Annotated in this window: 7 protein-coding genes; 1 reads left to right on the top strand and 6 read right to left on the bottom strand. The window is 68.0% G+C overall.

Annotation, left to right across the window (positions count from 1 at the left end; all coding sequences use genetic code 11):
- Positions 1–146: 146 nt before the first annotated feature.
- The 5 genes from CKO33_RS05850 to CKO33_RS05830 form a co-directional block, all read right to left on the bottom strand.
- Positions 147–1,136, bottom strand: coding sequence for a polysaccharide deacetylase family protein (locus CKO33_RS05850; protein ID WP_439099423.1), 990 nt, complete (start codon positions 1,134–1,136; stop codon positions 147–149).
- Positions 1,133–2,362, bottom strand: coding sequence for a glycosyltransferase (locus tag CKO33_RS05845; protein WP_200180231.1), 1,230 nt, complete (start codon positions 2,360–2,362; stop codon positions 1,133–1,135). Before CKO33_RS05845 ends, CKO33_RS05850 begins: the two co-directional genes overlap by 4 nt.
- Positions 2,362–3,705 (bottom strand): phenylacetate--CoA ligase family protein, encoded by a 1,344-nt coding sequence (locus CKO33_RS05840; RefSeq protein ID WP_200180230.1) that lies wholly within the window; start codon positions 3,703–3,705, stop codon positions 2,362–2,364. The genes CKO33_RS05845 and CKO33_RS05840 overlap by 1 nt, the downstream gene beginning before the upstream one ends.
- On the bottom strand, positions 3,702–4,463 hold the full coding sequence (locus CKO33_RS05835) for a class I SAM-dependent methyltransferase (RefSeq protein WP_200180229.1): 762 nt from the start codon (positions 4,461–4,463) through the stop codon (positions 3,702–3,704). The genes CKO33_RS05840 and CKO33_RS05835 overlap by 4 nt, the downstream gene beginning before the upstream one ends.
- A gap of 89 nt (positions 4,464–4,552) precedes the next feature.
- The gene (locus tag CKO33_RS05830; RefSeq protein WP_200180227.1) at positions 4,553–7,786 is read right to left on the bottom strand and encodes a DEAD/DEAH box helicase; all 3,234 of its coding nucleotides are present in this window, start codon (positions 7,784–7,786) and stop codon (positions 4,553–4,555) included.
- 258 nt (positions 7,787–8,044) lie between these two features.
- On the opposite strand from CKO33_RS05830, the gene CKO33_RS05825 reads away from it, so the two are divergent.
- Positions 8,045–9,106 carry a 3-deoxy-7-phosphoheptulonate synthase gene (locus CKO33_RS05825; protein ID WP_200180225.1) on the top strand — a complete coding sequence of 354 codons (1,062 nt, stop codon included), beginning with the start codon at positions 8,045–8,047 and terminating at the stop codon, positions 9,104–9,106.
- Between the two features lie 174 nt (positions 9,107–9,280).
- Here CKO33_RS05825 and CKO33_RS05820 read toward each other — a convergent pair whose 3' ends face one another.
- Complete coding sequence (locus CKO33_RS05820) at positions 9,281–11,176, bottom strand: XrtA/PEP-CTERM system amidotransferase (RefSeq protein ID WP_200180223.1); 1,896 nt, start codon at positions 11,174–11,176, stop codon at positions 9,281–9,283.
- Between the last annotated feature and the right edge of the window lie 20 nt (positions 11,177–11,196).

Raw genomic sequence — 11,196 nt, 5'->3', positions numbered from 1 at the left:
CGGCTCAACCTTCGGCCTCGCAAGCGGCTCGGGTACCGGGCCCCGATCGAGGTCCTGGTGGGGTCTTTACAGCGGCAACGCGCCGCATGACGGGGCGTTGCGGTTATTGGTTGAATTCAGGTCGAAAAGATGGGGAAGGCCCGATCTCACCGGGCCTGATCCGGCGTGGTCCGGAGCAGATTGCGTAACAGCCTGAGTCCAAATGGGGTGGGCGTAATATCCCAAGGCGTGAAACGGGCCAGCTGGAAAGGATCCCGGGATGCGGTGGACACCCCCCAGACCGTGGACACGGCCGCGTCAAAACCGCAGTCCCGGACCATGGGCACGTGCTCTCGACGATAGTCCTTACCGGGCTTACCGTTGGGGTAGGCAAACACACGGATCCGGTGCCCCAGCATGGATTCCAGCGTCTCCTTGCCCTGGAGGATCTCCGCCCGGGCCTGATCATCCGTCAGGCGCGCCAGGATCGGATGACTGTGGGTGTGACCGCCGATCTCCATACCGGCGGCATCCAGGGCCCGGACCTGCGCGCTGGTCATCATCAGGTCCCGGGGCAATGGCGCCGGACTTTGGGCCTCCAGTGCCGCCACCCGTTGCGCCCGCTCCTCCCCGGGCAGGTGTTTCACCCTCCGGATCGCCTCCATGGCCAGGGCATGGCGGGCTTCCATCTCCACCGGGATCTCCCGCATCCCCAGCCCCAGAAAGCCCAGATCCTGTAACCCCGGCGACAGCCGGCGGATCGCCTCGATGATGCGGTCATTGAACATCATGCCGCCATCGAGAAAGCCGGTGGCCACGAAGAAGGTGGCCGGCAATCCCAGCGACTGCAGGATGGGCAGGGCCACGTCGTGGTTGTCCGCATAGCCGTCGTCGAAGGTGATGCAGGCGGCCCGGGGCGGCAGGGTGTCGTTTTGCAGACGCGCGGCCGCCTCCGCCAGGGGCAGCACGCGGAACAGCCCGGAGACCGTCTCCATCTGCCAGCGAAAGCGGGCCGCATCCGGGTCCCCGGGGAGCATCGGATCCGGTACAGGAAGTACCCGATGGTAGATCAGGATGGAAAGGCGGGCCCGGTTTCCACCGGGGGCCAGAAGAGCGGCCACGGGGCGCATCATGCGCACTGCGAAGGGGGGCGTCATGGGCGCGAGGCCGCGCCGGTGCGCCGGGCCGCCAGCCCCTCGAAGGCGCGCAGCAGTACAGGGATGCGCCGCTCCCAGGACTGGGCCCGTGCATGGGCGAGGATGGCTCCGCGATCCCACTCCCCTTCCAGGGCCTTCACGATGGCCTCCCGCAGGGCCTGTCCATCCCCCAGGGGCACCAGATCCCCCAGCACGGGGGAACAGATCACCTCCGCATTCCCCCCCACCCGGGTGGTCACCGTGGGCAGACCGCAGGCCGCCGCCTCCAGAAACACGTTGGCCCAACCCTCGAAGCGGGTGGGCAGCACGAACAGATCGGCGGCGGAGTAGTAATAACGCAGGGCATCGGGGGGCTGCTGCCCCACGAAATACACACGGCCCGCCACCCCCAAGGCAGCGGCCAGTTCCTGCAACCGCCGCCGGTCTCCGTCGGGGTTTTCTCCCCCCACCGCCAGATAGATCAGATCGGGATAGCGCTCCAGCAGGGCCGGCATCTGCTCGATCACCCGATGGAAGCCCTTGCGTTCATTCAGGGTGCCCACGGTGATGAGCACCCGGGCATTGGCGGGGATACCCAACCGCCGCCGGCAGGCCTGCCGGTCCTCCGGCTGGAACAACTCCAGGTTGATGCCATTGGCCACCACCTGGACCTGATCCGCGGGCACCCCCATGGAAAGGGCCGTGCGGCGCAGGGAGTCCGCCACCGAAAACACCCGGGCGGCCCGTTGCATGGCCCGTGTGGCCAGCCAGCGGCGCAGACGGGTGCGGGAGATGCGCAGGATGGTGCCCCGCAGGGTGATGGTGTGGGGCACCCGGAGCCATCGCCCCAGGAACCAGGCGGCCACCCCATCGGGATACACAAAGTGGGCATCCAGGATATCCAGCCGGCCCTGGCGCTGAAGCCGTCGCAGCAAGGGCCAGCAGAAGAGGGCCTCGAATACCCCATCCAGGAACTTGAAATAGCGGGGGATGGACAGGAAACGCGGATGATAGACCTCGATCCCCTGCTGTACTTCATGATATGGCACGGGCGGGCGATACCCCGGCCGGAAACGCCGCAGGATCCCCTGACCGGGGAACCAGGGCACCGGCGCCACCACGGTCACCGGCAGGGTCCCGGCCACGCGGAACATGCGCTCGCGCACGAAGATGCCGTAGGTGGGATGTGCACGATTCGGGAATACATGGGTGAACACCACCAGCGCTGGCGTGGAATCGGCAGCCATCAGCATCTGGCCTCGCTGATCACCCAGCGGTACTTCCCCGATTTCTCGGGGGGGATGCTGTCGGTAGGCTGAAAGCGCACTGCCACGGCCTCATCCAGGATGCGACACAACCCGTTGCGGATCTGCTCCTGCTCCCCCGCGGTCAGGGGGCGGGAGGGCACCAGGATCAGGTCGAAGCTGTGATCGGCGCGCTGGCGCAGTTGGTATTGCCGCAGGGCGGGGACCTCCCGGAGGATGTAGTTGGCGGTGGAGCTATGGATCAGGCGGCCCCCGCGTCCCACCAGGAAGTCATTGGCCCGACCCTGGATCTTCCGCAGTCGCGGCAGGGGCAGTCCGCAGGGGCAGGGCTCGTCGGTCAGCGCCCCCCGGTCGCCGATGCGGTAGCGGATGAAGGGCATGCCGTAGCCATCCAGGTTGGTGATGAGCAGATCCCCGATCCCGTCCGCATCCGGCCGGTCCACCTCCACGATCACCTGCTCCCCGAAGAGGTGCAGATGCCCCTCGGGACATTCGTGGGCGATCATGCCGCCGTCCCGGGAGCCGTATTCATTGGCCACGGGACACTCGAAGGCCCGGGCGATGGTCTCGCGCAGGTGGGGCAGGAGCATCTCGGAGGTGCAGACGATCAGGCGCGGGCGGTAATCGCCCAGAAGGCCCGGATGGTCCAGCAGATGCTGGGCCACACGATAGATCACCGTGGGGTAGCCGTAGATCAGGCGGGGGCGGAACTGCCCGAGGAAGTCCAGGTACCCGGCGATGCGCTGCGGGGTGAGGTGGGAGGCCGAGAGCACCACCTGATTCAGCAGCCAGCGGTCCTTGAGCCGGCGTATCCGGGTCTGGCGGTCCATCTCGATGGGGGAGCCCCAGAAATCCACCTGGCGGTCCCCCGGCAACACCCCGAACCAGGCCCGGGCCCGCAGCTTCTGGGCGTTGAGGCAGGCCTCGCGGTGCTTGTCGGTGTAAAAGACCAGCGGCTGACCGGTGGAGCCCCCGGTGCTGTAGCGGATGAGCCGGTCCCGCCAGGCCGGGGCGATGAGCCGGTCGGCCTGGGTGCGCAGGGTGTCGCGCTCCAGCACCGGCAACCGGGCCAGATCCTCCAGGGTGGCCGCCTCCGGCCGCACCAGCCCGGCCGCGTACAACTGCTCCCGGTAGTGGGGGACCTCCCGCAGACAATGGACCAGCAGGGCACGCAGCTTTTCCAGACGCCGGGCCTCCCAGGTGCCCGGGTCCAGGCGGTCCGCGGCGTACAGCCGCCGCCACTGGAGAAGGGTGGAACGGCCCCGCAGGCGCTCGTGCAGCGGTAGCAGCAGATGCCGCGCCAGGAACTCCCGGGGGGCGGTCACGAGCCGGCCCCATGGGCGGGCTGCGCCCCCGCCCTCACCGCCGTGACCAGCACGGCGTGGCTCGCCAGGGCCCCGAGCCCGGGGACCGTGGCCAGCACCCGGCGTACCATCGGGGTCTCCACCCAGGATTGAAACCGCCGCAGGCGCCCCGGGAGGATGGGGACCCAATGGATGCACACATCCCTGGCGCCGTGGGCCCGAAGCCAGTGCGCCACCTGCCGGGGCCGGTCATAGCGCAGTCCCATTCCCCGGCCCCGCAGGCGGGCCAGACCCCGCTGCAGCCGGGTGACCAGGCAGCCCTCGTTGAGCACGTCGATCCAGATCTGGCCACCGGGGCGCACCGCCGCCACCAGCCCGGCCACCGCCGCCTCCGGCCGGGACAGGGCCTGCATCACCCCCAGACAGAGGACGCCATCCAGGCTCCCCGGCGCCACCGGCAGACGGGTGACATCCCCCACCACCCAGGGGATGTCCCCGGGGCTGCGCTGGCGGGCCTTGCGCAGGGAAGGCAGGGCGTAATCCAGGCCCACGGGGCATACCCCGCAGGCGGCCAGGTGCCGGGTGTAGCTCCCCGCACCGCAACCGGCATCCAGCCACAGGGCCCCGGGCCGGTCGCCGGGCCAGACACGCCGGAAGTTACGCAGCCGGGTCTCCAGACCGGAAGGGGTCCAGCCGGCGATGCCGGCGTCGTCGTCGAAGCGGCTGCCCCGCTGGACGAAGCGCCGGCGCCACTGCTCTTCGAAACCGGGGCGCGTCATGGGCGATGATTCATCGGTTTTTGCGCCACTGTAGCGCGCCGGGGGCCCGGGGGGAATGCCCCACCCCCTCCTTCCTTTGGCTCGGGGATTCACTCCCCGGCGGAGAACAAAGCCTCGATCATGTCGGCGTCGATGGGCGGCTGATCCGGGGCCCGCTCGCCGGTGCGGTAGACCCGGTCCGCCAGCTGCTGCTTGTGGGCCTGCATGGCGAGGATCTTTTCCTCCACGGTGTTCTCGGTGACCAGTTTGTAGACGAATACGGGCTTGTCCTGGCCGATGCGATGGGCGCGGTCCGTGGCCTGAGCCTCCACGGCAGGGTTCCACCAGGGATCGTAGTGGATGACGCTGTCCGCCTCCGTCAGGTTCAGCCCCACGCCCCCGGCCTTGAGGCTCACCAGCATCACCGGCACCCGGCCCTCCCGGAAGGCACCGATGGCCTCGTCCCGCTTGCGGGTCTGCCCCGTGAGCTTGGAATAGGCGATCCCGACCGTCTTAAGCTCCTTCTCGATGAGACCCAGCATGGTGGTGAACTGGGAGAAGACCAGCACGCGGCTGCCCTCGCTCAGCAACTCGGGCAATAGTTCCATGAGCATGCGCAGCTTGGCGGAGGGAACCGCTTCGTTGTCCCGGCGCACGGATGCCGGCAGCAGACGCGGGTCACAGCAGACCTGGCGCAGCTTGAGCAGGGCATCCAGGATGGTGATCTGACTCCCGGCCAGTCCCTTGCGGGCGATGGCATCCCGCACCTTGCGCTCCATGGCCAGGCGGATGCTCTCATACAGGGCCGCCTGGCGGCCGGCAATGGGCACACTGCGCAGCAATTCCGTCTTCTCAGGCAATTCCGCGGCCACCACATCCTTGGTGCGGCGCAGCATGAACGGGGCGATGCGGCGATTCAGGCGCTGCATCCGCTCCTGATCGCCATGTTTCTCGATGGGGGTGCGATAGGTGCGGGAAAAGGCCTCCTGGGTGCCGAGGAATCCGGGCAGGAGGAAATCGAACTGGGCCCAGAGTTCCCCCAGGTGGTTCTCCATGGGGGTCCCCGTGAGGCAGAGGCGGTGTTCCGCCTGCAGACGACGGACCACCTGGGCGGCCTGGGCCTTGGGATTCTTGATCTGCTGGGCCTCATCCAGGATCAGATGGCTGAAGGATTGCTCCAGGAAGACCTCCCGGTCCCGGGGCAGCAGCGGATAGGTGGTCAGGACCAGATCGTGCTCCGCCAGGCGGTGAAAATGGTCCTTGCGCTGGGGGCCATGCAGCACCAGCACGCGCAGGTCCGGCGTGAACTGCGCCGCCTCCCGCCGCCAGTTGCTCAATAGACTCGTGGGCGCCACGATCAGGGCGGGATCGGAGAGGCGGCCCGCCTCCCGCTCCAGGGCCAGATGGGCCAGGGTCTGGATGGTCTTGCCCAGCCCCATATCATCCGCCAGGATGCCGGCCAGACCGTATTCCCGCAGGAACTGGAGCCAGGACACCCCCCGCTGCTGATAGGGGCGCAGGTCCCCCGTGAACCCCTGGGATGGGGAGATCTCCTGGATCGCCTCGAACTGGGTCAGCTTCCGGGCCATGTCCTGGAGCGAGGCCCCGCCCTGCACCGGCAGGTCCCCCAGTTCCAGCAGGCGGGGGGCATCCAGGCGGGAAAGGCGCAGGGCCGAAGCGTCGGGAGCGATCTGTTCGTGCAGATCCATCAGGGTCTGCAGCACCGGTTCGATCTGCTCCCGGGACACCTTCACGTATTCCCCCGTGTCCAACTGGAGCCAGAGATGTTCCGGCAGGCTGCCGGGGGTATAGCCCTCGATGAGCTGACTCACCAGAGGCAGCAGGGGGATCTTCCGTCCATCCACCTCCAGATCGAAATGGAGATCGAACCAGCCCTGTCCCTCCTCCACCTGGGCCCGGAGATGGTCGGCACCGGTCAGTTGCGGAGGGGTCCCCTGCACATGTTCGATATGCCACCCTTCTGCCTCCAGGCGTGGCAGGAGGCTGTCCAGGACATTCAGCCACCGCCCGATGGCGGTTCCGCGATCGGTATCCTCCATGGAAGGGGCGTAGAGTTCGGGATGATCGGCAAAAGGCAGCAATCCCGCGGATCGCAGCGTTTCCATGGCCTTGGCCTCGGCGGCCACATCCCGGTACACACGCACCAACTCCCCGTCCGTCTCGCCACTGACCACCTCCTGCGGGGCATGGGACCAGACCGCCGTATCGCCATAGAGGAAGTGCAGCAGCAGGCCCGACTGCAGCAGATCCTCGTCGTAGAGCATGACCGCCAGGGACGGGACGGGGGGCTCGCGCACCTCCCGCCATTGTACGGGCGTGGGGGTGGGCATCTGCGGGAACTCCAGGGCCAGGCGGCGGCTGACCGCCTCGGCCTCTTGGGCATCCACGGGTGGCGAGTCGGGGATCCGGGTGAGCCATTGCGGATCGAGCTCCTCGGGCAATACCAGGTGACCCATCTCGAACCGGTCCATGTCCAGATAGGCCGGCGGTTCCGTGGGGAGGGCAATCCCCCCTGCCGGGTCCATCCGCATTCGCAGTCGGTACTGGTCCCCCTCCCGCTGCCACTCCAGGGTCAGCTCCCGTGGCGCACCCCGATTCAGGGGTCTGGGCGTCTCGGTGGCGGCGAAGACCCGGCCCGTGTCAAGCATCCGTTCCAGGGCGATGGCCCCGGCATGCCCCTTGAGTTCCGGATCCCGGTACCCGTCCATGTCATTGGCCACGAACAGCAGCTGGATGATCTCCCGATCGGTTTCGGTCATGTACAGGCAGCTGGTGTTTCGGTAGGGTTCAGCCAGGGTGCCCATGGACACCATCCGGCCCTTGCCCAGGGTGCCATCCTTGCGCGGGCGGGCCACCCGGAATTGCACCAGAGCACCACTGTGCATGGGCAGCAGGTGATAGGCCAGGCATTCCTCGGTGAGTCGATACTCCCGCCGCGCCTCACGCTGTTGGATCCGGTCCAACCAGTGCACGAATCCATTCCGGTCCTGGATCTGTAATTCACCCGCCGGGACCTGCTCCCGATAGGTCAGGGCCGCGGACACCACGTGCTTGCAGTTAAAGCCCATGGGACAGGAGCAATCCCCCTCCACATGGGGATCCGGATCCCCCTCCACGAGAAAGATACGCACATGCTGCTGGTAAGGCCTGCGGCCACTACCCTGGGTACGGGCCTGGAAGATCAATTCCGTGGGGGTCTGCCGCACCCGCTCCACCCGGAAGGTGGCCCCTTCCCTGAAGTAGCGCCGACCGCGGGTATAGGCGTTTTGACCACATTCCTGCTGAAGCAGGGTGGGGGTGATCCATTCTCGGGTTTGGGTCATTGCGTACAGGGTCGACATGGGCGTTTTGCACAGGATACCCGTCCTCACGGAATCGATTAAGGGCACCAGGGTCATCCATCCCCGCGCTCACGACCACACGCGCCCCATTACAGCGTGGATCCGGCCGGTCGGGCGCTGCGCTGATCCAGCGGAGGGCGATGGCCGTTCCACACCCCATGGGGCCCACCCTGCGGCGGCGCACAAGGGGCGGATTCGCGTTAGACTGGGGGCATTGTCATCCATCTGCCGGACCGCCCCATGAGCACCTCACAGACCGACAACCTCAATATCGCCGCCACCGACTACATGCCCTCGCCCCAGGAGGTGAAGGCCCAGATCCCCATGAGCGATCAGGCCGCCCGGACGGTCCTGGAGGGACGCCGCGCCCTCTGCGACATCCTGGACCGCAAGGATCCGCGCCTGTTCGTGGTGGTGGGCCCCTGCTCCATCCATGATCCGGAGGCGGGCCTGGATTACGCCCGTCGGCTCAAGGCCCTGGCGGACGAGGTCTCTGACGCCCTCATGGTGGTGATGCGGGTCTATTTCGAAAAACCGCGCACGGCCGTGGGCTGGAAGGGATTCATCAACGACCCCTATCTGGACGACAGCTTCCGTATCGATGAGGGCATGGCCCGGGCGCGGCGGTTCCTCATGGACGTGAACGAACTGGGGCTGCCGGCCGGGACCGAGGCCCTGGATCCCATCGCCCCCCAGTACTACGGGGATCTGGTCAGCTGGACCGCCATCGGTGCGCGCACCGCCGAGTCCCAGACCCACCGGGAGATGGCCTCGGGGCTGTCCACGCCGGTGGGCTTCAAGAACGGCACCGACGGCGACCTGGGGGTGGCGGTGAACGCCATCCTCTCCGCCTCCCACCCCCACAGTTTCCTGGGCATCGGCGGCAACGGCCAGTCGGTGATCCTGCGCACCCGGGGCAACCGCTACGGCCATATGGTGCTGCGGGGGGGCAACGGCCAGCCCAACTACGACACCGTCTCCGTGGCCCTGGCGGAGCAGGCCCTGGCCAAGGCGGGTCTGCCCCAGAACCTGGTGGTGGACTGCTCCCACGCCAACTCCTCCAAGAAGCCCGAGCTCCAGCCCCTGGTGATGAAGGATGTCCTGCACCAGATCCGGGAGGGCAACCGCTCCGTGGTGGGGCTGATGATCGAGAGTTTCCTGGAGGCGGGCAACCAGCCCATGGCGGAGGACCGTGCCAGGCTGCGCTACGGCTGCTCCATCACCGACCCCTGCGTGGACTGGTCCACCACCGAGCAGATGCTGCGGGACGGCGCCGAGGCGCTGCGCAAGGTGCGCAAATAGGGCGTCGCTCCCTCCATCCAGCTCAGTCCTGACGCAGAGGGGCATCTCGCGGATCGGGCTGCCCCCACGGGCCCGTCCGCGAGATTTGCATCCACCCCTCCTGCCCGGTGAGAGACCCGTCCTGGCGGTCCAGGAGAAGTCGCATCGCGCAACGGATGTGAGACGGGAACGGGTTTAACCCCCCTCATTGCGCCGCAAAAACGCCTCGAACATGAACAGCGACCACAGCGGCGCGCTGTAATCCCGGCGGCCGCTGGTGTGGGCCTCCACCAGGTGGCGCAGGGTGTCCGGGTTGAAGAGCCCGCAGTCCCCCATGCGTTCCCCCAGCAGGGTCTCCTTCAGACGCCCCGCCAGGGGGCCCCGGAACCACTGGTCCAGGGGAACGGCAAAACCCTGCTTGCGCCGGTAGAGGATGTCATGGGGCAGATGGGGCTCCATGGCCTTTTTGAACAGGTACTTGCCCTCCCCGCCCCGGAGCTTCATCTGCGACGGCAGCCCGGAGATCCATTCCACCAGGGGATGATCCAGGATGGGCACCCGCACCTCCAGGGCATGGGCCATGCTGGCCCGGTCCACCTTGGTGAGGATATCCCCGGGGAGATAGGTCTTCAGGTCCAGGTACTGCGCCAGGGAGACGGGATCGTCCGTTGGGGCGCGGGCGGCGTGATGGCGCAACACCGACACGGGATGATAGCCGTCCAGCTGGCGCCGGAAGGCCTCGCTGTAGAGCCGGTCCCGCTGCTCGTCCCGGACCACGGCGACGCTGTGGAAGTAGCCCTCCACCGCATCCCGTGCCAGGGCCTGGAAGGTGGCCTTGGCGCGAAGCACCCGCGGCGCCCAGTCGGCCTTGGGGTAGGCCCGCGCCAGGGCGCCGAACAGGGGCCGGCGCAGGCCCGCAGGCATCCGGCTGCGCCAGCGCTCCTCCGCGGCATGGAAGCGGTAGCGGCGATAGCCTGCCAGGTTCTCATCGCCGCCGTCCCCGGAGAGGGCCACGGTCACCTCCTGGCGGGCCAGTTCGCACACCCGGTAGGTGGGCAGGGCCGAACTGTCGGCAAAGGGCTCGTCGTAGAGCCCCGCCAGGCGGTCCAGCAGGCCGAAGTCATCCGGGTCCACCTGGCGTGTGCGGTGGCGGGTATGGCAATGGGCGGCCACCTGGGCGGCGAAGGCGGATTCGTCGTAGCGGGGCACGTTGAAACCGATGGCACAGGTGTTCACCGGCGCGTCCCCCAGCCCGGCCATGAGGGCCACCACGGCGCTGGAGTCCACCCCGCCGGAGAGGAAGGCCCCCAGGGGGACCTCCGCCACCAGGCGGATGCGCACCGCCTCGCGCAGACGCGCCACCAGCTCCTCCGCGGCCTCGGCCTCGTTCAGGGCGATGGGGGGGGCGAAGGGCACATCCCAGTATTCCCGGGGCTCGGCCGGCGGCGCACCGCGGCGCAGGGTGAGGGTGTGGCCCGGGGGCAGCTTGCGCACCGCCTGATACACGGTGCGGGGCTCGGGGACATAGCCATAGGCGAAATAGTCGTCCACCCCCCGGGGGTCCAGGTCCCGGGGGAGATGGGGATGCACCATGAGGGCCTTCAGCTCCGAGGCGAACAGGCACAGGCCGTCGGGCAGCAGGGCGTAGTACAGGGGCTTGATGCCCAGCCGGTCCCGGGCCAGGAAGAGGGTGCCGCTGTTCCGGTCCCATACGGCAAAGGCGAACATGCCGCGGAAGCGGCGCACGCAGTCCACCCCCCACTGTTCCCAGGCGTGGACGATCACCTCGGTGTCGCAGTGGGTGCGAAAGCGGTGCCCGGCGGCCTTCAGTTCCGCGGTGAGCTCGGCAAAGTTGTAGATCTCCCCGTTGTAGGTGACGGCCACGCTGCCATCCTCGTTGAACAGGGGCTGGCGGCCACTGGAGAGGTCGATGATGGACAGCCGCCGGTGGGCCAGTCCCAGCCCGGGCTCCAGGTGCACCCCGCCCTCGTCCGGACCGCGATGGAACTGGGCCTGGTTCATGGCCTCCAGCAGGGCCCGGTTCACGGGGCGCCGATCGCGGGTGTCGAAGATGCCGGTGATGCCGCACATGGGGACGTCTCGATGGATCG

This window comes from Ectothiorhodospira mobilis, from assembly GCF_016584115.1.
Classification (GTDB): domain Bacteria; phylum Pseudomonadota; class Gammaproteobacteria; order Ectothiorhodospirales; family Ectothiorhodospiraceae; genus Ectothiorhodospira; species Ectothiorhodospira mobilis.
The sequence above is the reverse complement of the archived record's forward strand: the minus strand, read 5'-3'. Positions and strand labels throughout refer to the sequence as shown.

What these genes read in the sequence shown, in the direction of transcription:
- CKO33_RS05820 (WP_200180223.1), bottom strand. Translation starts at nt 11,176, where the DNA reads ATGTGCGGCATCACCGGCATCTTCGACACCCGCGATCGGCGCCCCGTG.
- CKO33_RS05835 (WP_200180229.1), bottom strand. Translation starts at nt 4,463, where the DNA reads ATGACGCGCCCCGGTTTCGAAGAGCAGTGGCGCCGGCGCTTCGTCCAG.
- CKO33_RS05850 (WP_439099423.1), bottom strand. Translation starts at nt 1,136, where the DNA reads ATGACGCCCCCCTTCGCAGTGCGCATGATGCGCCCCGTGGCCGCTCTT.
- CKO33_RS05830 (WP_200180227.1), bottom strand. Translation starts at nt 7,786, where the DNA reads ATGACCCAAACCCGAGAATGGATCACCCCCACCCTGCTTCAGCAGGAA.
- CKO33_RS05825 (WP_200180225.1), top strand. Translation starts at nt 8,045, where the DNA reads ATGAGCACCTCACAGACCGACAACCTCAATATCGCCGCCACCGACTAC.
- CKO33_RS05845 (WP_200180231.1), bottom strand. Translation starts at nt 2,362, where the DNA reads ATGGCTGCCGATTCCACGCCAGCGCTGGTGGTGTTCACCCATGTATTC.